The organism is Pseudomonas sp. GV071, assembly GCF_003050835.1.
In the GTDB taxonomy this organism is placed as follows: Bacteria; Pseudomonadota; Gammaproteobacteria; order Pseudomonadales; family Pseudomonadaceae; genus Aquipseudomonas.
In genome coordinates this window covers 220,221-240,713 of record NZ_QAOJ01000010.1, presented here as the reverse complement: position 1 = coordinate 240,713, position 20,493 = coordinate 220,221, and the positions used below count along the sequence as shown (strand labels likewise).

18 protein-coding genes are annotated in these 20,493 nt (G+C 61.6%); 11 read left to right on the top strand and 7 right to left on the bottom strand.

Annotation, left to right across the window (positions count from 1 at the left end; genetic code table 11):
- Positions 1 to 108: 108 nt before the first annotated feature.
- On the bottom strand, positions 109 to 474 hold the full coding sequence (locus C8K61_RS19890) for a cupin domain-containing protein (RefSeq protein ID WP_108098023.1): 366 nt from the start codon (positions 472 to 474) through the stop codon (positions 109 to 111).
- A 277-nt stretch (positions 475 to 751) separates the two neighbouring features.
- On the opposite strand from C8K61_RS19890, the gene C8K61_RS19885 reads away from it, so the two are divergent.
- Together C8K61_RS19885 and C8K61_RS19880 are read left to right on the top strand one after the other, a co-directional pair.
- Positions 752 to 2,245 (top strand): aldehyde dehydrogenase, encoded by a 1,494-nt coding sequence (locus C8K61_RS19885; RefSeq protein ID WP_108098022.1) that lies wholly within the window; start codon positions 752 to 754, stop codon positions 2,243 to 2,245.
- 292 nt (positions 2,246 to 2,537) lie between these two features.
- Complete coding sequence (locus C8K61_RS19880; RefSeq protein ID WP_108098041.1) at positions 2,538 to 3,680, top strand: MFS transporter; 1,143 nt, start codon at positions 2,538 to 2,540, stop codon at positions 3,678 to 3,680.
- 78 nt (positions 3,681 to 3,758) lie between these two features.
- On the opposite strand, the gene C8K61_RS19875 is transcribed toward C8K61_RS19880, so the two are convergent.
- Positions 3,759 to 5,183: a PLP-dependent aminotransferase family protein gene (locus C8K61_RS19875; RefSeq protein WP_108098021.1), complete on the bottom strand. Its 1,425-nt coding sequence runs from the start codon at positions 5,181 to 5,183 to the stop codon at positions 3,759 to 3,761.
- 208 nt (positions 5,184 to 5,391) lie between these two features.
- On the opposite strand from C8K61_RS19875, the gene C8K61_RS19870 reads away from it, so the two are divergent.
- Positions 5,392 to 5,640, top strand: a complete 249-nt coding sequence (locus C8K61_RS19870; protein WP_108098020.1) for a DUF1127 domain-containing protein — start codon at positions 5,392 to 5,394, stop codon at positions 5,638 to 5,640.
- 37 nt (positions 5,641 to 5,677) lie between these two features.
- On the opposite strand, the gene C8K61_RS19865 is transcribed toward C8K61_RS19870, so the two are convergent.
- Positions 5,678 to 6,991, bottom strand: coding sequence for an FAD-binding oxidoreductase (locus C8K61_RS19865; RefSeq protein WP_108098019.1), 1,314 nt, complete (start codon positions 6,989 to 6,991; stop codon positions 5,678 to 5,680).
- Positions 6,992 to 7,162: 171 nt separating this feature from the next.
- Between C8K61_RS19865 and C8K61_RS19860 the strand changes: the two genes are divergently transcribed.
- Positions 7,163 to 7,516: a YkgJ family cysteine cluster protein gene (locus C8K61_RS19860; RefSeq protein ID WP_108098018.1), complete on the top strand. Its 354-nt coding sequence runs from the start codon at positions 7,163 to 7,165 to the stop codon at positions 7,514 to 7,516.
- 3 nt (positions 7,517 to 7,519) lie between these two features.
- On the opposite strand, the gene dadR is transcribed toward C8K61_RS19860, so the two are convergent.
- Positions 7,520 to 8,008 carry a transcriptional regulator DadR gene (gene dadR, locus C8K61_RS19855; protein WP_108098017.1) on the bottom strand — a complete coding sequence of 163 codons (489 nt, stop codon included), beginning with the start codon at positions 8,006 to 8,008 and terminating at the stop codon, positions 7,520 to 7,522.
- A gap of 156 nt (positions 8,009 to 8,164) precedes the next feature.
- Between dadR and dadA the strand changes: the two genes are divergently transcribed.
- The 6 genes from dadA to C8K61_RS19825 all read left to right on the top strand — a co-directional run bounded on the left by dadA (position 8,165) and on the right by C8K61_RS19825 (position 14,443).
- Positions 8,165 to 9,463, top strand: coding sequence for a D-amino acid dehydrogenase (dadA, locus tag C8K61_RS19850; RefSeq protein WP_108098016.1), 1,299 nt, complete (start codon positions 8,165 to 8,167; stop codon positions 9,461 to 9,463).
- A complete protein-coding gene (locus C8K61_RS19845; RefSeq protein ID WP_108098015.1) occupies positions 9,438 to 9,791 on the top strand; it encodes a RidA family protein in 354 nt (117 codons plus the stop codon). Before dadA ends, C8K61_RS19845 begins: the two co-directional genes overlap by 26 nt.
- Before the next feature lie 39 nt (positions 9,792 to 9,830).
- Positions 9,831 to 10,919 (top strand): alanine racemase, encoded by a 1,089-nt coding sequence (alr, locus tag C8K61_RS19840; RefSeq protein ID WP_108098014.1) that lies wholly within the window; start codon positions 9,831 to 9,833, stop codon positions 10,917 to 10,919.
- A gap of 100 nt (positions 10,920 to 11,019) precedes the next feature.
- The gene (locus C8K61_RS19835) at positions 11,020 to 11,568 is read left to right on the top strand and encodes a cupin domain-containing protein (RefSeq protein WP_108098013.1); all 549 of its coding nucleotides are present in this window, start codon (positions 11,020 to 11,022) and stop codon (positions 11,566 to 11,568) included.
- Between the two features lie 193 nt (positions 11,569 to 11,761).
- Positions 11,762 to 12,190, top strand: coding sequence for a cytochrome c5 family protein (locus C8K61_RS19830; RefSeq protein WP_108098012.1), 429 nt, complete (start codon positions 11,762 to 11,764; stop codon positions 12,188 to 12,190).
- Positions 12,191 to 12,316: 126 nt separating this feature from the next.
- The gene (locus C8K61_RS19825; protein WP_256589491.1) at positions 12,317 to 14,443 is read left to right on the top strand and encodes an acetyl-CoA hydrolase/transferase C-terminal domain-containing protein; all 2,127 of its coding nucleotides are present in this window, start codon (positions 12,317 to 12,319) and stop codon (positions 14,441 to 14,443) included.
- An 89-nt stretch (positions 14,444 to 14,532) separates the two neighbouring features.
- Here C8K61_RS19825 and C8K61_RS19820 read toward each other — a convergent pair whose 3' ends face one another.
- On the bottom strand, positions 14,533 to 15,105 hold the full coding sequence (locus C8K61_RS19820) for a xanthine phosphoribosyltransferase (protein ID WP_108098011.1): 573 nt from the start codon (positions 15,103 to 15,105) through the stop codon (positions 14,533 to 14,535).
- Positions 15,106 to 15,172: 67 nt separating this feature from the next.
- On the bottom strand, positions 15,173 to 17,182 hold the full coding sequence (gene rep, locus C8K61_RS19815) for a DNA helicase Rep (RefSeq protein WP_108098010.1): 2,010 nt from the start codon (positions 17,180 to 17,182) through the stop codon (positions 15,173 to 15,175).
- 252 nt (positions 17,183 to 17,434) lie between these two features.
- Between rep and C8K61_RS19810 the strand changes: the two genes are divergently transcribed.
- On the top strand, positions 17,435 to 19,111 hold the full coding sequence (locus C8K61_RS19810) for a bifunctional diguanylate cyclase/phosphodiesterase (protein ID WP_108098009.1): 1,677 nt from the start codon (positions 17,435 to 17,437) through the stop codon (positions 19,109 to 19,111).
- On the opposite strand, the gene C8K61_RS19805 is transcribed toward C8K61_RS19810, so the two are convergent.
- On the bottom strand, positions 19,023 to 20,462 hold the full coding sequence (locus C8K61_RS19805) for a NorM family multidrug efflux MATE transporter (protein WP_108098008.1): 1,440 nt from the start codon (positions 20,460 to 20,462) through the stop codon (positions 19,023 to 19,025). The two genes, C8K61_RS19810 and C8K61_RS19805, sit on opposite strands and share 89 nt — an antisense overlap.
- Positions 20,463 to 20,493 lie beyond the last annotated feature (31 nt).

The following is a 20,493-nucleotide window of genomic DNA, read 5'->3' as shown; positions in this document are numbered from 1 at the left end:
CGGGAGAGGGCTGGGGAGAGGGCGCGCCGCACCGCGAATCGCGCCCATAAAAAAACCCGCAATTAAGCGGGCTAAACGTTCACGCAGGAAAACTCGGTATGGCGGGGTTTAGCTCGCCGCTTGCTCAAACATCACATACACCTTGCGGGTCGCTTCCAGCACTTCCCAGGTACCACTAAAGCCGGCGGGAATCACGAAACGATCACCGGTGCGCAGGGTTTTCGCATTGCCGTCGGCATCGCGCAGTACTGACACGCCCTGCAGAATTTCGCAGTACTCGTGCTCGGTGTAATTCACGGTCCACTGGCCAACCGCGCCATCCCAGATGCCACTGGCGAACTGCCCGCAGGGGCTGGCGTAGTGGTTGCGCACGCTTTGCTCGGGGTCGCCCTTGAGTACTTTTTCAGCGGCGGGACGGTAGTGTTCGGCGGCCGTGGTAGCGGCGGCGAAGTCGACGATGGCGTTGATGTTCATGCTGTGGTCCAGGTGTTGGTTTTATTGCTCGCGGACCCCGCGCAGCGGCGGGTGCTTGCCAGTTCGGCTAAGAGGCTCGCAGTCTATGTTTAATAAAACGAACATGACAAGGGCGTTTTCCCTATGTTTGTAAAAAATAATGGAAAGGCGCCGTGCTCTGGTTTAGTGTGGCCGGCACACTGGGCCGAGCAGGCCTTGCAGAATTTTTGACAGACGCGCGTTGCTGACGCCGGCTGTTTCGTCTTGATTAAAGCTCGACTAATAAGAGGACGCACACATGACTACCTTGAGCCGCGCCGATTGGGAAAAACGTGCCCAGGATCTGAAGATCGAAGGCCGTGCCTTTATCCATGGCGAATACACCGCTGCGGTGTCCGGTGACACTTTCGATTGCGTCAGCCCGGTCGATGGCCGTGTGTTGGGCAAGGTCGCCAGCTGCGATCTGGCCGACGCCGAACTGGCGGTCAAAGACGCCCGCGCCACCTTCAACTCGGGCGTGTGGTCGCGTAAGGCGCCGGTCGAGCGCAAAGAAATCATGATCCGTTTCGCCGCCTTGCTCGATGAGCACGCCGAAGAGCTGGCCCTGCTGGAAACTCTGGACATGGGCAAGCCGATCAGCGACTCGCTGAACATCGACGTACCGGGCGCCGCCCGCGCGCTGTCGTGGAGCGGTGAAGCCATCGACAAGATCTACGACGAAGTGGCCGCCACTCCGCACAACGAGCTGGGCCTGGTCACTCGCGAGCCCATCGGTGTGGTTGGCGCCATCGTGCCGTGGAACTTCCCGTTGATGATGGCCTGCTGGAAACTCGGCCCAGCGCTGTCCACCGGTAACTCGGTGGTGCTCAAGCCTTCGGAAAAATCGCCGCTGACCGCCATTCGTATTGCTCAACTCGCTATCGAAGCCGGTATTCCGGCTGGCGTGCTCAACGTGCTGCCAGGCTACGGCCATACCGTCGGCAAGGCCCTGGCCCTGCACATGGATGTGGACACCATTGTGTTCACCGGTTCGACCAAAATCGCCAAGCAACTGCTGGTGTACTCGGGCGAATCGAACATGAAACGCGTGTGGCTGGAAGCCGGTGGCAAGAGCCCGAACATCGTGTTTGCTGACGCACCAGACCTGCAAGCCGCCGCTGAATCGGCCGCTGGCGCCATTGCCTTCAACCAGGGCGAAGTGTGCACCGCCGGTTCCCGTCTGCTGGTCGAGCGTTCGATCAAAGACCAATTCCTGCCGCTTGTGATCGAGGCCCTGAAAGGCTGGAAACCGGGCAACCCGCTGGACCCGGAAACCAACGTCGGTGCCCTGGTCGATACCCAGCAGATGAACAACGTGCTGAGCTACATCGAAGCCGGTCACAGCGACGGCGCCAAGCTGGTAGCGGGCGGCAAGCGCACCCTGGAATCCACCGGTGGTACCTACGTCGAGCCGACCATTTTCGACGGCGTGACGAACTCCATGCGCATCGCCCAGGAAGAAATCTTCGGCCCTGTGCTGTCGGTGATTGCCTTCGACACCGCTGAGGAAGCCGTAGAAATTGCCAACGACAGCATCTACGGTCTGGCGGCAGCGGTATGGACCAGCAACATCTCCAAAGCCCACCTCACCGCCAAGGCCCTGCGTGCCGGTAGCGTGTGGGTGAACCAGTACGATGGCGGCGATATGACCGCGCCGTTTGGTGGCTTCAAGCAGTCGGGTAACGGCCGCGACAAGTCCCTTCACGCGTTCGACAAATACACCGAGCTCAAATCCACCTGGATCAAGCTCTGAGTTCGGCTGCGATCTCCGGGTCGTCGGCCATGCGGCGTTGCGTCCTCGCTTTTAATGCTCACGTACTGCAGTACGCTGCGCTTAAAAGCTGCGGGGCGCCTTGCCTGGCCTTAGCCCCGGAGATCTCGGTTTGCGTTGTCTCCAGTCTAGGTAAGGCTGGATAAAGAAGTTTTGAGGTCCGCCCCTGACTAAAAAGGGGCCGGCTCTACGAGCCATACCTGCGGCCGGGTTTCTGAGAGGAAACCCGGCCGTTTTTATTTTGCGGCCCAGCACAAGGAGATGACCTGTGGTCATGCGTTGGGGTACCTATTTCGCCGTGGTCGCGGCGGTGGTCAGCATCGGCTTGGCGCTGGGGGTGACCATGCCGTTGGTTTCGCTGCGCCTGGAAGGCTGGGGTTACGGCAACTTCGCCATTGGCGTGATGGCGGCCATGCCGGCGGTGGGCGTGTTGTTGGGCTCGGTATTGGCCGGTCGCTTGGCGGCGCGTTTTGGCACCACGGGCCTGATGCAAATCTGCCTGTTGGTCAGTGCCGTGGGCGTGAGCACCATGGCGCTAATGCCCAGCTATCCAGTCTGGCTGGTGCTGCGCCTGCTGCTGGGTGTGGCCCTGACCGTGGTGTTTATCCTCGGCGAAAGTTGGATCAATCAACTGGCGGTCGACCGTTGGCGCGGCCGCTTGGTGGCGCTGTATGGCACCGGCTACGCCTTGAGCCAACTGTGTGGCCCCTTGGTACTGAGCCTGCTCGGCACCAGCACCGACCTCGGTTTCTGGACCGGCACCGGTCTGTTGATCGGTGGTTCGCTGATGCTGTGGGGCCGCACCGGCGCGCCGAAGGTCGATGCCCATAGTGCGTCGGGCCGCGGCTTGTGGGCGTTCTGCGCGAGCATGCCGGCGATTGCCTGGGCGGTCAGTCTGTTTGCTGCCTTCGAGGCGATGATGCTGACCTTGCTGCCGGTGTACGGCTTGCACCAAGGCTTCAGTCAGGAAACCGCGCTGCTGATGGCCAGCGTGGTGGTGGTCGGCGATGCCTTGCTGCAATTGCCGATTGGCTGGCTGGCCGATCGGATGTCGCGCCAGCGCCTGTTTTTCGCCTGCGGCGTGGTGCTGATGATCTCCAGCCTGTGCGTGCCGTTGCTACTGCATACGCCGCTGATCTGGCCGGTGTGGGTGTTGTTCGGCGCCAGTGCCGGCGGGCTGTTTACCCTGTCGCTGATCCTGATCGGTGAGCGCTTTCGCGATGATCAACTGGTGCGCGCCAACGCCCATATTTCCCAGCTGTGGGGCATTGGTTGCCTGATCGGGCCGCTGGTGACCGGGGCAGTTAGCCAATGGGTGAGCGGGCACGCGTTGCCATTGCTGATGGCAGTCGGCGCGGCGGGGTTTGTGGTGTTGTTGATGCGGGGGAATGGTTTGGGTGAGCCGGTGAGGGCGTAGGTTGGGTTGAGCAACGCGAAGCCCAACGCGGGGGACTTTCGTCTGGCACGTTGGGCTTCGCCTGTGGCTCAACCCAACCTACGCGTGCTCGGCCAACAACCGCGCCACGGTCTCACCAACGATCCGCACCGCCGCTTCGGTCTTCGCATCCGGCTTGCTCGCATAACTCATGCGCAAGCAGTTGCGGTACTTGCCGGCGGCGGAAAAGATGCTGCCCGGGGCGATCTGGATCTTGTGCGCTTTCAGCTCGCGGTTCAGGCGGATGCTGTCAAAACCTTCGGGCATTTCCACCCAGATCATAAAGCTGCCTTGTGGCCGGCTGACCCGTGTGCCAGCCGGGAAATAGCGGCTGACCCAGTCGGTCATCTGGTCCCGGCTGCGCATGTACTGCGCGCGCATGCGGCGGATATGCGGCTCGTAGTGGCCGCCTTCCAGGTACTCGGTCAGCGCCAGTTGCGGCAATTGCGCGGTGGTGCCAGTGCCCATGTATTTCATGTGCAGCACGCGCTCCTGGTAACGCCCCGGCGCGATCCAACCGATGCGCAGACCGGGCACCACGGTCTTGGAAAACGAACTGCAGAGCAGTACACGGCCGTCGTCGTCGTAGGACTTGATCGTGCGTGGTCGCGGATAGTGATAAGCCAGCTCGCCATACACGTCGTCTTCGATGATCGCCACGTCATAGCGCTGGGCCAGGGCGATCAGCGCGCGCTTGTTGGCGTCCGGCATGATGTAGCCCATCGGGTTGTTGCAGTTGGGCGTCAACTGAATGGCCTTGATCGGCCACTGCTCCAGGGCCAGCTCGAGGGCTTCCAGGCTGATGCCGGTGAGTGGGTCGGTGGGCAGTTCCAGGGCTTTCATGCCGAAGCCTTTGAGTGCCTGCATCACCCCGTGAAAACTCGGCGAGTCGACGGCGACGATGTCGCCCGGCTCGCAAATGGCGCGAATGGCCGCCGACAGCGCTTCGTGGCAGCCCGTGGTGATGACGATGTCTTCCGCCGGAATCTGGCAGCCAGAGTCGAGCATCAACCGTGAGATCTGTTTGCGCAGCGGCAGGTGGCCGCGAATACAGCCGTAGGTCAGGCCGTTGAGGTCTTGCCGACGGCTCAGGCGCGACAGGCTGCGCAGCAGGGGCTTGAGGGTCGGGCTGGTGTGGTCGGGACGGCCGCGACCCAGCTGAATCAGCCCGTCACTGCCGGGTGCCACGCTGATCAGCTCCAGCACCTGGTCCCACTGCGACACTTCCACCGGCCGCTGCGCGGTGCGCGAAACCATGGGCAGCGCCGGCTTTTCGCGCTCCTCCGGCACGAAGTAACCGGACTTGGGCCGTGGCATTGCCAGGCCCTGGTCTTCCAGGTGTCGGTAGGCCTGCTGCACGGTACTCAGGCTGACCCCGTGCTCGGCGCTCAGGGCTCGCACCGACGGCAAGCGGTCGCCAGGGCGATACAGACCTTGTTCGATACGGGCACCGAGCAGTTCGGCGAGGTTCACATAGAGGGTCATGGCGAATGCCTGCAGGCTGGCAGAAAGGACAGATCGTGCTTTCTGTGGGCTGTTTTGGCAAGGCCCATACAGATGACGCCGAAAAACACCATTCAGCTATCAATGGCGGCTATCTGTATGGAGCAAATAGTGGTTTTTTGAATCTGTCATGCTTTTGCCGGCCCCGGCATCATCATTTCCCACATACACATGAAAGCAGGTGAGGGAAATGAATGGGCTTAGCGATGTTCGGTTGACCCTGGGTCAGCAAGAATTGGTTGGCAAACCGACGGTGGCCAAGGCGGTAGCGAACCGTCCAACCGTGCGTAAAGCGCCGATGTCGCGCTGGGCGGCCTTCTGGCGCCGGCTGACCACCCGACGCGCCTTGCTCAATCTGACCGACGTTCAGCTTACCGACATCGGCATTACCCGCGCCGAAGCCAACCACGAGGCCCTGCGTCCGTTCTGGACGTTGTGATATGCCGGCATAAATTTGTAGGAGAGGGTGTGAGGCCTTACATCACTTCCTTCAATCGATGCCACAACATGCCCAACGCCAGCAGCGGCGAGCGCAGGTATTTGCCGCCGGGGAAGGTTACATGCGGCACCTTGGCGAACAGGTCAAAACCACGGCTCTCCTGCCCGGCAATCGCTTCAGCCAATAAGCGTCCCGCCAGGTGCGTGGCATTCACCCCGTGGCCGGAATAAGCCTGGGCGTAGAACACGTTGCTGTGCTCCTTGAGGCGCCCGATCTGCGGCAGGCGGTTGGCGCCGATGCCAATCATGCCGCCCCATTGGAAGTCGATCTTGACCTTGTCCAGGTGCGGGAACACTTCGAGCATCTTTGGCCGCATATAGGCAGCGATGTCTTTCGGGTCGCGACCGGAATAGTGGCAAGCGCCGCCGAACAGCAGGCGGCGGTCGGCCGACAAACGATAGTAATCAAGCGCCACGCGCTGGTCGCAGAGCGCCATGTTCTGCGGGATGAGGGTGCGCGCCTGGGCCTGGCTCAGCGGTTCGGTGGCGATGATGTAGCTGCCGGCGGGCAGCACCTTGCCGCCCAGATTGTTGTTCAGGCCATTGAGGTGGGCGTTGCAGGCCAGCACCAGGTTGCTGGCGCGCACACTGCCGGTGGCGGTGTGCACCAGCACTTGGTTGCCGTAGTCGATGCGGGTCACGGCAGAGTGCTCGAACAGTTGCACGCCCAGTGACTGCGCGGCGGCAGCTTCGCCCAGGGCCAGGTTGAGCGGGTGCAGGTGGCCGGAACCCATGTCGATCAGGCCGCCGACATAGCGGCTCGAGCCAACCACCTGGTGCATGTCGTCAGCCTGCAGCAAGCGCAAGTCGTGGCGGTAACCGAGGCCGCGCAGTTCGGCGAGGTCGTCGGCAAAGCCTTCGAGGTCGCTGGGTTTGTTGGCCAGGTCGCAGTAACCCCAGGTGAGGTCGCATTGAATATTGAAGTGTTCGATGCGCCGGCGAACGATTTCCACCGCCTCCAGGCCGAGCAGCTTCAGCTCGCGCACGCCGTCGGCACCGACCACCCCGGCAAAGCGCTCAACGTCATGGCCGACGCCTCGAATCAGCTGACCGCCGTTGCGGCCGCTGGCGCCCCAGCCCATCTGGTTGGCCTCCAACAGCACCACCGAGAGGCCGCGTTCGACCAGCTCGATGGCGGTGTTCAGCCCGGAAAAACCACCACCGACGATGCACACATCGGCGCGTACCTCGCCGTTCAGGGTGGGGTAGCTGAGCCGACGGTTGGCGGTGGCGGCGTAATAGGACGGGGCGTGTGGGTGCGGCTTCACGGAAGGCTGAACGCTGGCGTTCATGTTTGAAATCCTGATTCTTATGTTTGGTAAATTTTACGCAGGATAAGCGCGGGGTCTGGACGAGCCAATAGGGCCGTAGGAAAAAACCTCCCTTCGGTCGTGAATGGACAAGACTGGGAAGGGAAACGGCCGGCTTTTGCTACCATGCCGCCCCGCCCGAGGACCTGCCCCATGAGCTGCAACAGCCGCAAGATCGACCACCTGCGCCAGCGCATCCCCAGCTTTGCCTGCGTGCCCGGTTGCCACGATTGCTGTGGGCCGGTGACGGCTTCGTCGGAGGAAATGTCGCGTCTGCCGGTGAAAAGCGACGCTGAACATGACGCCGCGCTGGCTGAATTCAACTGTGTGCACCTGGGGCCGCAAGGTTGCACGGTGTATGACCAGCGCCCGTTGATTTGCCGCCTGTTCGGCACCACGCCACGCCTGCCGTGCCCCAATGGCCAGCGGCCGGAAGAGTGGATCGATGAGCGAGTCGAGAAGGGCGTGCACCAACTGATCGCCAGCACCCGCCAGGTATTGGTCTAGGCCTCAGTCCGGAACCGGCAGGGTCAGGCTCTCTTTCACTTCTTCCATCACGATATAGCTCTTGGACTCACGCACGTGCGGGAGCTTGAGCAGGATGTCGCCGAGCAGTTTGCGGTACGAAGCCATCTCGGAGATCCGCGCCTTCACCAGGTAGTCGAAGTGGCCCGACACCAAATGGCACTCCAACACATGCGGCAGCTTCAACACAGCCCGTCGGAACTCTTCGAAAGTATCGCCAGATTTGTAGTCCAAACTAATCTCTACAAATACCAGCAGACTGGCCTTCAGGTGCTGCGGATTCAGCCGGGCGTTGTAGCCCATGATGATGCCTTCGCGCTCCAGGCGGCGGACCCGCTCGGTGCAGGGCGTGGTAGAGAGGCCCACCCGCTCGCCCAGTTCGGTGAAGGACAGACGACCGTCTTCCTGCAGGATCCGTAAAATATTACGGTCGATTTTGTCCAGTTCACGACGGCTCTGATGCTGGGTTCTCATGGGGAATCCGCCTCTGTATTAAGGGCTTTTGCCAAGAATTCTCGCCAAATATAGCTATCAATACAGTGAAATGCACTGGCAGCGGCTCCATATACTGCGCGGAATTTCGATCAAGATATCAAACGTCAGCGTAAAGTCGCGGCGAGGGAGCAAACCATGCGAGTTCTGGTGTTGGGCAGCGGTGTGATTGGTACCACCAGCGCCTACTATCTGGCCCGTGCCGGCTTTGAAGTGGTGGTGGTCGACCGTCAGGCCGCGCCCGCCATGGAAACCAGCTTCGCCAACGCCGGCCAGGTCTCCCCTGGCTACGCCTCGCCCTGGGCTGCCCCGGGTGTGCCGCTGAAAGCGATCAAATGGCTGCTGCAACGCCACGCGCCGTTGGCAATCAAGGCCACCGCCGATATCGATCAATACCTTTGGATGCTGCAGATGCTGCGCAACTGCACCGCCAGCCGTTATGCGGTGAACAAAGAGCGCATGGTGCGGTTGTCCGAGTACAGCCGCGACTGCCTCGACGAGCTGCGCGCTGAAACCGGCATCTCCTACGAAGGCCGCAGCCTGGGCACTACCCAGCTGTTCCGCACTCAGGCGCAACTGGACAACGCCGCCAAAGACATCGCCGTACTGGAACAATCCGGCGTGCCGTATGAGCTGCTCGACCGCGACGGCATTGCCCGCGTCGAACCGGCCCTGGCTGGCGTCACCAATATTCTCGCTGGCGCTCTGCGCCTGCCGAATGACCAGACCGGCGACTGCCAGATGTTCACCACCCGCCTGGCGCAGATGTGCGTTGAACTGGGTGTCGAGTTCCGTTTTGGGCAGAGCATCGAAAGCCTTGATCACGCGGGCGACCGCATCAACGGCGTGTGGATCAACGGCAAGCTGGAAACCGCTGACCGTTACGTGCTGGCCCTCGGCAGCTACTCGCCACAATTGCTCAAACCGCTGGGCATCAAGGCGCCGGTCTACCCGCTCAAGGGTTACTCACTGACCGTGCCGATCACCAACGGCGACATGGCGCCGACGTCGACCATTCTCGATGAGACCTACAAAGTCGCCATCACCCGTTTCGACAACCGCATCCGCGTGGGCGGCATGGCCGAAATCGCTGGTTTCGACCTGAGCCTCAACCCACGTCGCCGCGAAACCCTGGAGATGATCGTCAACGATCTGTATCCACAGGGCGGCAACCTGGCCCAGGCCGAGTTCTGGACCGGCCTGCGTCCAACGACTCCGGATGGCACGCCAATCGTTGGCGCCACTTCCTACAAGAATCTGTTCCTCAATACCGGCCACGGCACCCTCGGTTGGACCATGGCCTGTGGCTCTGGCCGTTTGCTGGCTGACCTGATGGCGAAAAAACAGCCGCAGATCAGCGCCGAAGGTCTGGATATTTCCCGTTATGGCCAAGCCAAAGAGAGCCTCAAGCATGCCCATCCAGCGCCAGCGCACTGAAACCCGTTACAGCGAAATCGTCATCCACAACGGCACGGTCTACCTGGCCGGCCAGTTGGCCGACAGTTACGCCGGTGACGCAGCCCAGCAGACGCGGGAAACCCTGAACAACATCGACCGCCTGCTCGCTGAGGCCGGTACAGACAAGAGCCGCATTCTGTCGGTGACCATTTACCTCAAGGACATGGCCGCCGGTTACGCCGGCCTCAACGCCGTCTGGGACGCCTGGGTGACCCCGGGCACCGCGCCGGCTCGCGCCTGCGTCGAAGCCAAGCTGTACACCGACGAAGCGTTGGTGGAAATGACCGTTATCGCGGCCTTGCCGTAAGCCTGCGCCCCACTCGAAAAGACCAAGAAGACCGTCGCCATGCGTCCCGCCCGTGCCCTGATCGACCTCGCTGCTCTGCGCCACAACTACCGCCTGGCCCGTGAACTGACCGGTGCCCGGGCGTTGGCGGTGATCAAGGCCGACGCCTACGGCCATGGCGCGGTGCCTTGTGCCCAGGCGCTGCAGAGCGAGGCCGACGGTTTTGCCGTGGCGGCGATCGAAGAGGCGCTGAGCCTGCGCGCGGCCGGCATCAGCGGGCCGATCTTGTTGCTCGAAGGTTTTTTTGAAGCCGATGAGCTGACGCTGATGGTCGAGCACGATTTCTGGTGTGTGGTGCATGCGCCCTGGCAGTTGGAGGCGATCGAGCGTGCGCAGCTGCGCAAGCCGCTGCAGTTCTGGCTGAAGCTGGATTCCGGTATGCACCGCGTCGGTTTTTTCCCCGAGCAATACCAGGACGCCTACCGCCGTTTGCAGGCCAGCGGCAAGGCCTCAAAGATCGTATTGATGACCCATTTTTCCCGCGCCGATGAGTTGGAGAATCCGCGCAGCGAAGAGCAGATGGCTGCGTTTGCCCAGGCCCGCGAAGGCTTGCAGGCCGAAGTCAGCCTGTACAATTCGCCGGCCATTCTCGGTTGGTCGCCACGTTTTCCCGCCCTGCAGAAAACCGACTGGGTGCGCTCGGGCCTTATGCTCTATGGGGCCAGCCCCTTCGAAACCCCGCACGAGCATGCCGCCCGTTTGCAGCCGGTGATGACCCTGGAGTCGAAGATCATCAGCCTGCGCGAGTTGCCGGCTGGCGAGCCGATTGGGTATGGCGCGCGTTATGTCACCGAGCAGCCAACCCGCGTCGGGGTGGTCGCCATGGGGTACGCCGATGGTTATCCGCGCCATGCGCCAAGCGGTACGCCGGTGACCATCGACGGTCAACCGAGCCGGCTGATTGGCCGGGTGTCGATGGATATGCTGACCGTCGACCTCACTCATCTGCCCAAGGCAGGCGTAGGAAGTCGGGTGGAATTGTGGGGGAAACAAGTACTTGCCAGTGACGTAGCCGCCGCCGCCGGCACCATTCCGTACCAGATTTTCTGTAATTTGCGCCGCGCTCCACTCGTCTATTCCGGGGCTTAACGCCAGAGCTGAACAGGATTGCCGGGCAAGTGTTGTAAATACTGAACGCTGTTGCGATGATGCGCCCTCAAATCGGCATATTCCCAAGGGGGCTCTATCATTGGACGTCGGCGTTCGACTGCAATCTATTCGCAAGCTTAAAGGCCTGTCTCAGCGTGAACTCGCCAAACGTGCGGGCGTCACCAACAGCACCATTTCCATGATCGAGAAGAACAGCGTAAGCCCCTCGATCAGTTCGCTGAAAAAGGTGCTGGCCGGCATACCCATGTCGTTGGTCGAGTTTTTCTCCCTCGAAGTGGAACAAGACAACCACACCCAAGTGGTTTACAAAGCGAGCGAACTGGTCGATCTGTCCAGTGGCGCGGTCACCATGAAATTGGTCGGCAAGGCGCATCCAAGCCGGGCAATTGCCTTTCTCGACGAGACCTACCCGCCTGGCTCCGATACCGGCGACGAGATGCTCACCCATGAAGGTGAAGAGTCCGGTCTGTTGGTGGATGGTCGCCTGGAACTGACGGTAGGCAGCGAGATTTATATCCTCGAAAGCGGCGACAGCTACTACTTTGAAAGCAGTAAGCCGCATCGCTTCCGTAATCCGTTCGCAGAGCCGGCACGTTTGATTAGTGCCACCACTCCAGCGAACTTCTAAGCTTTATGAGGTGGGCCTCGCTGCTCACCCATCAATAAAAAACGGAAAAACGCCGTCCATTGGGCGGCTTTGTTTTATCCCAAGGACCTGCGACAGGTTGCCGTGTTCCGGCAGGGCGACCTAATCGGTATACTGACGCCCGCTCGCGCAACCGTGGCCGCGAGCGTGACTAGCCACGATAGAGGGTGTAAGCGTGAACCTAATTAAGAAAATGCTGGCGGCGCACGTCGCTGTGTTGGCCCTCTGGGCGGTCAGCGCTCAGGCTGCGACGACCAATGACGACATCGCTGCGCGACTGAAGCCAGTGGGTGAAGTGTGCGTCCAGGGCGAAGAATGCAAAGGCATCGAAACCGTTGCTGCTTCGGCTGGCGGCGGCGCGAAAACGCCGGACGACATCATTGCCGCTCACTGTGGTGCATGCCACACCGCTGGCGTGTTGGGCGCTCCGAAGATCGGTGATAGCGCTGCCTGGAAAGAGCGTGCCGACCACCAGGGCGGCCTCGACGGTCTGCTGGCTAAAGCCATCACCGGTATCAACAGCATGCCGCCGAAAGGCACCTGTGCTGATTGCAGCGATGCTGAGCTGAAAGCCACCATCCAGAAGATGTCGGGTCTGAAGTAAGTCTCGATATTTAAAAAGAACCGCCTACGGGCGGTTTTTTTGTGCGGTTTTTCTTTTCAACGACACGGGCGTCATTCCAGCGATTTTGCAGTCACACTCCACAAGCCATCTTATGGAGATTGATCTGTGGCCCTTAGCTCCCTGGATTACGTCGTCGAGCAGATTCTGCAGCGCATCGACGGGCCGATTCACCTCGGTTTGCCCCTCGGCCTGGGCAAGCCCAATCGCCTGGTCAACGCGCTGTACCAGCGAATAAAAGCCGAACCCGATCGCTCGCTGACCATTTATACCGCCCTGTCCCTCGGCCGCCCTCACGCCAGCAGCGATCTGGAAAAACGCTTGATGGCGCCATTTCTCGAGCGCGTATTCGGCAATTATCCCGAGCTGGATTACCTCAAAGACCAGCGCCGCGGCGCACTGCCGGCCAACGTGCAGTTGCAGGAGTTCTATCTGCAACCGGGCAGCCAGTTGCACAACCCCAAGGCTCAGCAGCACTACGTCAGCCTCAACTACAGCCAGGTGGCGCGCGACCTCAACCGCAAGGGCGTCAACGTGGTGGCGCAGTTGGTGGCCGCCGATATCGCCCGGCCGGGTACCCTGAGCCTGAGCTGCAACACCGATATCACCCTGGATTTATTGCCCATGCTGCAGGCACGCAAGCAGGCTGGCGAAACCATCCTTTGCGTTGGCCAACTGCACGCCGACCTGCCCTATATGCCAGGCGATGCCGAGCGGCCGGTGGAAGACTTCGATCTGCTGGTCGAGGCCGGCGAGCCGAGCACGTTGTTCTCCACGCCGAACATGCCGGTGGGCGTTGCCGACCATGCCATCGGTTTGTACGCCAGCAGCCTGGTGCGCGACGGCGGCACCTTGCAGATTGGTATTGGCTCGATGGGCGACGCAGTGACTGCCGCCTTGCTCAATCGCCAGGGCGACAACGCCGGTTATCAGGCCCTGTTGCAGGACCTCAACGCGCCGCGTTGGGCTGAGCTGATCGAACGTTTTGGCGGGCTGACGCCCTTCATCCACGGCCTGTACGGCTGTAGCGAAATGCTGGTGCCGGGCCTGGTGGCGCTGTTCGATGCCGGTATCGTACGGCGCCCGGTGTTCCCCAACGAGCGCCTGCAACGCCTGGCCAATGCCGGTGTGCTGGACGAGCAGGGGCAGCTTGATCTCGCTTCCTGGCGCGACGCCGAGCCGGATCTTGAGTTGGACCAGGCGCTGGTCACCTGGCTGCAGGAGCAGGGTTTGCTGAGCGTGGATGTAAGCGTCGAGGGCCAGAACCTGCGCTTTGCCAACGGCCAGATGATTGTCGCCGACCTGGCCAACCCAGCCTGTGTTGCGGCGCTGCAACCTTACCTGCAGCCGTGCACGAGCGGCGTGTGCATCCACGGGGGTTTTTTCCTCGGACCACAAGCCTTCTACCGTCGCTTGCAGCAGCTCAGCGACGAGCGCCGTTCGCGTATCGGCATGACCGGCATCAGCTATATCAACCGCCTGTACGGCCAGGAAGACCTCAAACGTTTGCAGCGCACTCAGGCGCGGTTTATCAACAGCGCCTTTTGCATCACCTTGCTCGGCGCGAGCGCGGCCGACCAGTTGGAAGACGGTCGGGTGATCAGCGGCGTCGGCGGGCAATACGACTTCTTTGCCCAGGCCCATGAGTTGGACGATGCCCGTGCCATTCTGATGCTGCGCAGCTGGCGCGAGGCCGACGGTGAGGTGAGCTCGAATATCCGTTGGCAGTACGCCCACACCACCATTCCCCGCCACCTGCGCGACATCGTGATCACCGAATACGGCATCGCCGATCTGCGCGGCAAGAACGATGCGCAGGTGATCACTGCGTTGTTGCAGATTGCCGATTCACGCTTTCAGGACGAGCTGATTCAGCAGGCGCAGGACGCCGGAAAACTGGCCGAGGATTTTGTGTTGGATGAGGCGTACCGCAATAACACGCCGGAGCGTTTGCAGGCTTGCTACGAAAAGCATCGTCAGCTGTTTGCCGAATACCCGCTGGGGTGTGACTTTACCGAGGAGGAGCAGGACCTGCTGCGGGCGCTGCGCTGGCTGAAGAGCAAACTCAAGCTCAGCGAGATTCTCGAGCTGGGCAAGGCGGCGCTGTTCGATCAGCCGCAGCCCGAGGTGTTCAGCAAACACCTGGAGCGGCTGCAACTGGCGCAGCCGGATGGGCTCAAGGAGCAGCTGTATCAGAAGCTGGTGCTGGCTGGATTGCAGGCCACCTCGCCCTGACTAGGATCAGTGTGGGAGGGGCTTTAGCCGCGATGCTTTTGATCTTAAGAGCGTCGCGGTTGAAGCCCTCCCACCGTAGCCGGTTGGCGTTACTCGAGAAACTCGACCTTGCCGCCTTCCAGCGATTTGATTCGCGCCAGCGACTCGACCCAGTAGCCTTGCTGGTCGAGTTCTTCGCGGCCTTTCTGGAACGACTTTTCGATCACCACGCCGATACCGACGATGGTCGCACCGGATTGCTTGATCAGGTCGATCAGGCCGTGGGCGGCGCGGCCGTTGGCCAGGAAGTCGTCGATCAGCAGCACGCGGTCGCTGGCCAGCAGGTGCTTGGCGGAAACGGCGATGGTGCTTTCGGTCTGCTTGGTGAAGGAGAACACCTTGGACACCAGCAGGTTGTCGGTGAGGGTCAGCGACTGGTACTTGCGGGCAAAAATCACCGGCACACCCAGTTCCAGACCGGCCATGATCGAGGGGGCGATACCCGACGCTTCAATGGTCACGATCTTGGTAATACCCTGATCCTTGAACAGTTCGGCAAAGGCCGAACCGATCTGTTGCATCAGGCGCGGGTCGATCTGGTGGTTGAGAAAGGCATCGACCTTGAGCACCTGGTCGGACAGCACCACGCCTTCTTCGATAATCTTGTTTTTCAGCGCTTCCATCTCAGGGCTCTCATTTCAACTGTTGCTGGGTTTAGTAAAGGATTGGCGGGTGGGCAAGCGCGCCCGCTCACTTTTTCATCATGGCGCGAATATCGGCCAGGGCGGCGTTACCGCGTACCGCTTTGACTTCCACGGGGGTGTCTTCCAGGCCTTCCCAGGCCAGGTCTTCGGGCGGCAATTCATCGAGGAACCGGCTTGGTGAGCAGTCGATGATTTCGCCGTATTGTTTGCGCCGTGCGGCGAAGGTGAAGGCCAGCGTTTGCCGCGCGCGGGTGATGCCCACGTAGGCCAGGCGGCGTTCTTCTTCGATGGTGTCGGCTTCGATGCTGGAGCGGTGCGGAAGAATTTCCTCCTCCATACCGATGATGAACACGTAGGGGAACTCCAGGCCTTTGGAGGCATGCAGGGTCAGCATCTGCACGCCGTCGGCGCCTTCTTCTTCCTCTTGCTGGCGTTCCAGCATGTCGCGCAACACCAGCTTGCCGATCGCGTCTTCGATGGTCATGTCGCCATCTTCGTCGCGCTCCAGGGTGTTCTTCAGCGCGTCGATGAGAAACCAGACGTTACCCATCCGCGCCTCGGCGACCTTGTCGCTGGAGGCGTTCTGGCGCAGCCAGTTCTCGTAGTCGATGTCCATGACCATGCTGCGCAGCACGGCGATGGGCTCGTTCTCGGCGCATTGCTGGCGGATCTTGTCCATCCAGCGCTTGAACCGTTGCAGTCGCTCACTGTAGCGGCTGTCCAGGTGCTCGCCGAGGCCGATTTCATCGGCCGCGTTGTACATGGAAATTTTCCGCTCGGTGGCGTAGTTGCCGAGTTTTTCCAGGGTGGTGGAGCCGATCTCGCGGCGCGGCACGTTGATCACGCGCAGGAAGGCGTTGTCGTCGTCGGGGTTCACCAGCAGGCGGAAGTAGGCCATCAGGTCCTTCACTTCCTGGCGAGCGAAGAAGCTGGTGCCGCCCGACAGGCGATAGGGAATCTGGTGGTGCTGCAGCTTCAGCTCCATCAGTTTGGCCTGGTAGTTACCGCGGTAGAGAATGGCGAAATCGCTGTACGGCCGGTCGGTGCGCAGGTGCAGGCTGAGGATTTCCATGGCCACGCGTTCGCACTCGGCGTCTTCGTTCTTGCAGCGGATCACGCGAATCTCATCGCCATGGCCCATCTCGCTCCACAGCTTCTTTTCGAAGGCGTGGGGGTTGTTGGCGATCAGGGTGTTGGCGCACTTGAGGATGCGGCTTGTAGAGCGGTAGTTCTGCTCGAGCATCACCACCTTGAGCGAGGGGAAATCCTCTTTCAGCAGCATCAGGTTTTCCGGGCGGGCGCCGCGCCAGGCGTAGATCGACTGGTCGTCGTCGCCGACCACGGTGAACTGGTTGCGCTGACCGACGAGCATTTTCACCAGCAGATACTGGCTGGCGTTGGTGTCCTGGTATTCGTCCACCAGCAGGTAACGGACCTTGTTCTGCCACTTTTCCAGAATGTCGGCGTGTTCCTGGAACAGTTTTACCGGGAGCAGAATCAGGTCGTCGAAGTCCACCGCGTTGTAGGCTTTGAGCGTGCGCTGGTAGTGCATGTAGACGATGGCGGCGGTTTGCTCTTTCGGGTTGCGTGCCGCTTCCAGGGCTTCGGGCGGCAGGATCAGGTCGTTTTTCCAAGAGCCGATATAGCCCTTGATCTCGTCGATGCCGTCGTCGCCCGAGTACTCCTTCTGCATGATGTCGCTGAGCAGCGCCTTGATATCGCCGTCATCGAAAATCGAGAAACCCGGCTTGTAACCCAGGCGCGCGCCTTCTTTGCGGATGATGTTCATGCCCAGATTGTGGAAGGTGCACACCGTCAGGCCGCGGCCTTCGGCGCCTTTGAGCAGAGTGCCGACGCGCTCTTTCATTTCCCGCGCGGCCTTGTTGGTGAAGGTCATCGCGACGATATGCTGGGCGCGGATGCCACACTGCTGCACCAAGTGGGCAATCTTGCGGGTAATCACGCTGGTTTTGCCGGAGCCGGCGCCAGCGAGCACCAATAGTGGGCCGCCGACGTAGTTCACGGCTTCTTGCTGCCGGGGGTTGAGTCGGGACATCGTCGTGTATCAAAAGAAGTGGGCGCGCATTTTAGCAGGCCTGATGCAGAATGCCGTAACCGTCTGGATACTGTGACGTACACCTTGTTGGCTGCGTGATGGCCTTGGATATTTCGGCTAATGCAGTACGCTAGTGCCGCATCAGCGGGGGCTGATGGGGAAAGACATCGCACAGGACGTGCGCGAAGAGACGCCGATAACGGCGCGAAAGGGCGGTAGAACCGCCATGTGTGTTGCTTTGGGGGAAGTCGCTTGTCCGCGCGTGTCGAAACCTTGCGTATAGTCCTGCTGGCGGAAACGCCGGAATGGGCCGTGGTATTGCGTGAGCATCTGGCCGCGTCCGGCAACTCGTCGGCGTTGATTACCGCTCCGTCCTGGACGGCCGCCAGCGGTCTGTTCGATGACCAGACGCCCGGCCTGCTCCTGACCACCCCCCGCCTGCAGCCGGAACCGGGCAGTTGCCCGTTGCCCACCGTGCTGTTGCTTGAGCAGGAACCTGAAGAGCCGCCAGTCGGTGTCAGCGACTGGCTGGTGCGCGGCAGCCTGAATGCCGACCAGTTACGCCGTTGCCTGCGTTACGTGCGTGAACACGGTGTACTCAAAGACACCCTGCAGCGTCTGGCCGAACAGGACCCGCTGACCGGCATTGCCAACCGCCAAGGCTTCCAGACCCTGCTCACCGCCCAACTTGCCGAATTCAAAGGCCGTGGCCTGGCGCTAGGGCACCTGGACCTCGACAACTTCCGCCACGCCAACGACGCCCTCGGCCACCAGGCCGGCGACCGCCTGATTCTGCAGGTGGTGGCGCGCTTGAAAGGCCAGCTCTCGGTGGACGATCACCTGGCCCGCCTGGGTAGCGACGAGTTCGCCTTGTTGCTGGATATTCGCCGCGACCCCGAGCGCGCCGAGCGCATTGCTGTACGGATTACCGAAGCACTGTCCGAGCCCTATTGGGTGGACGGCGAAAGCCTGTTGATTGGCTGCAGCCTGGGCGTCGCCCATGCCCGCGCCGATGCCGGTGCCGACCCGCTGATGTGGCACGCGCATATCGCCATGCAGCAGGCCAAGAGTCAGCAGGGCTGCACCTTTCACGTGTTTGATGAGCGCATCAACCGCAATGCCCGCAGCCTCGCCGACCTGGAAAGCGAGCTGCGCCGGGCCTTGCGCCGAGATGAGCTGGAGCTGCATTACCAGCCGCGCCTGTGCCTTAAAACCGGGCATATCCTTGGCCTAGAAGCCCTGGTGCGCTGGCGCCACGCCGAGCGGGGCCTGCTGGCGCCCAACGAATTTGTGCCGCTGGCCGAAGAGAGCGGCTTGATCGTGCCGCTGGGCTACTGGGTGATTTCCCGCGCCCTGCGCGACATGCAGTGGCTGCGCGGCCGCGGCCTGCCGGCGTTGCATATGGCGGTGAACCTGTCGTTCCGCCAGTTCCAGGACAGCCAGTTGCTGCCGACCCTCAGTCGCTTGATCGATGAGCGTGGTGTGGATGCGCAATGGCTGGAGTTCGAGCTGACCGAAACCGCCGTGATGCGCCGCAGCGACCACGTGCAGCAAACCATGAAGGCCCTGGGCAAGCTGGGCGTGCGCTTCTCCCTGGACGACTTCGGCACTGGTTTTTCCTCGTTCGTGCACCTCAATAATCTGCCGATCACCATGCTGAAGATCGACAAGAGTTTTGTCGGCGGCATGGACGATCGGCCGGAGAACCGCCAGTTGGTGCGGGCGATGATCAACCTGGCGCACAACCTCGAACTGGCCGTGGTTGCCGAAGGCGTGGAGAACGCCGAACAGCTGGCGCTGCTGCGCCAGTTCGGCTGCGACCAGGTACAGGGTTACCTGGTCAGCAAGCCTCTGCCGCTGGCCGAGCTGGCGCGTTTCCTGGTGTTTGGCACGCGCCAGGCGATGCTGTCGAGCCCCATGACGGTCTGAGCTTCAGCAGGCGCGCGGTCTTCCATTCAAAACCCAGGGTCAGCCCCAGCGCTGCACAGGCCAAGCCGGCCGCCAGCCCCCACCACACGCCTTGGGCGCCCCAGCCCAGGTGAAACGCCAGCAGCCAGGCCGCCGGTGCGCCCACCAGCCAGTAGCAGACGATGCCCACCACGAAGGTGGTCTTGGCGTCCTTGAGCCCGCGAATGGCGCCCATGGCGATGGTCTGGATGCCGTCGAACAGCTCGAACAGCGCGGCAATCGCCAACAAGCTGACGGCCAGGGCGATGACGTCGGCGAAAGCCGGGTCGCTGGCATCCAGAAACAGATCGACCACCGCTTCTGGCGCCAGCCAGAACAGCAGGGCAAAGCCCAGCATGCACAAACCGCCCACGGCGATGCCCAGCCGCCCGGCTCTGCGCGCTTCTTCCAGGCGTCCGGCACCGAAATGCTGACCGATGCGGAAGGTCACCGCGTAGGAAATACCCACCGGCACCATAAAGGCGACGTACACCGATTGCAGCGCGATCTGGTGCGCGGCCAACTGCGTGCTGCCTAGCGCGCCCATGCACAGCGCAGCAAAGGCGAACAGGCCGGACTCCACTGCATAGGTGCCGCCAATCGGCAGGCCCAGGCGCAGCAGGTCTTTCATCGCGGCGCGGCCCGGTCTTAGCAGGCCGGTAAAGAGGGGGTAGGGGCTGTAAGCGCGATGACGCATTACATGCAGGGCGAGTAGCAATGCCATCAAGGTGCTGACAATAGCGGTTACCAGGCCGATGCCGGCCAGACCCAGGTGCGGAAGGCCGAACATGCCGTGGATCAGCACATAGTTGAGTGCCAGGTTGGCAACGGCGCCGCCAATACTAATGGCCATCACCGGGCCTGCGCGGCCGATGGCGCTGGTAAAGCCACGAAGGGCCATGAACGTCATGTAGCCAGGCAGGGCGAACACCAGCGTCGAGAGAAACTGCCCGGCGCCGTGCACGTTGTTGGGTGTCTGGCCAAACAGCAGCAGAATCGGGCCGAGGTTCCACAGCAGCAAACCTGCCGCCAATGCCAGTGCCCAACCCAGCCATAAGCCGTTTTGGGTGATCTGCAGCACGCCATGGTGATCGTTGCTGCCGTGCCTGATCGCCACCAGGTTACCCACCGCAGCTATAACGCCGACGCAGAAAATCGACACGAACGAATAGCTCGCCGCGCCAAGGCCGCCGCCAGCCAGCGCCGCAGGACCGAGCAGGCCCATCATCACGGTGTCGGTGAACACCATCATCACATGCGCCAGTTGCGCCGCAATCAAGGGGCCGGCAAGGCGCAGGATGGCTTTCAGTTCGGCGCGCGTGGCAGTTGGCATGATGAGTTTGGCTCAAGACAGGTGAGCGCCA

Bases quoted from the DNA above. Each gene is read 5' to 3' on its own strand.
- C8K61_RS19890 (WP_108098023.1), bottom strand. From the start codon at position 474: ATGAACATCAACGCCATCGTCGACTTCGCCGCCGCTACCACGGCCGCC.
- C8K61_RS19885 (WP_108098022.1), top strand. From the start codon at position 752: ATGACTACCTTGAGCCGCGCCGATTGGGAAAAACGTGCCCAGGATCTG.
- C8K61_RS19880 (WP_108098041.1), top strand. From the start codon at position 2,538: ATGCGTTGGGGTACCTATTTCGCCGTGGTCGCGGCGGTGGTCAGCATC.
- C8K61_RS19875 (WP_108098021.1), bottom strand. From the start codon at position 5,183: ATGACCCTCTATGTGAACCTCGCCGAACTGCTCGGTGCCCGTATCGAA.
- C8K61_RS19870 (WP_108098020.1), top strand. From the start codon at position 5,392: ATGAATGGGCTTAGCGATGTTCGGTTGACCCTGGGTCAGCAAGAATTG.
- C8K61_RS19865 (WP_108098019.1), bottom strand. From the start codon at position 6,991: ATGAACGCCAGCGTTCAGCCTTCCGTGAAGCCGCACCCACACGCCCCG.
- C8K61_RS19860 (WP_108098018.1), top strand. From the start codon at position 7,163: ATGAGCTGCAACAGCCGCAAGATCGACCACCTGCGCCAGCGCATCCCC.
- dadR (WP_108098017.1), bottom strand. From the start codon at position 8,008: ATGAGAACCCAGCATCAGAGCCGTCGTGAACTGGACAAAATCGACCGT.
- dadA (WP_108098016.1), top strand. From the start codon at position 8,165: ATGCGAGTTCTGGTGTTGGGCAGCGGTGTGATTGGTACCACCAGCGCC.
- C8K61_RS19845 (WP_108098015.1), top strand. From the start codon at position 9,438: ATGCCCATCCAGCGCCAGCGCACTGAAACCCGTTACAGCGAAATCGTC.
- alr (WP_108098014.1), top strand. From the start codon at position 9,831: ATGCGTCCCGCCCGTGCCCTGATCGACCTCGCTGCTCTGCGCCACAAC.
- C8K61_RS19820 (WP_108098011.1), bottom strand. From the start codon at position 15,105: ATGGAAGCGCTGAAAAACAAGATTATCGAAGAAGGCGTGGTGCTGTCC.
- rep (WP_108098010.1), bottom strand. From the start codon at position 17,182: ATGTCCCGACTCAACCCCCGGCAGCAAGAAGCCGTGAACTACGTCGGC.
- C8K61_RS19805 (WP_108098008.1), bottom strand. From the start codon at position 20,462: ATGCCAACTGCCACGCGCGCCGAACTGAAAGCCATCCTGCGCCTTGCC.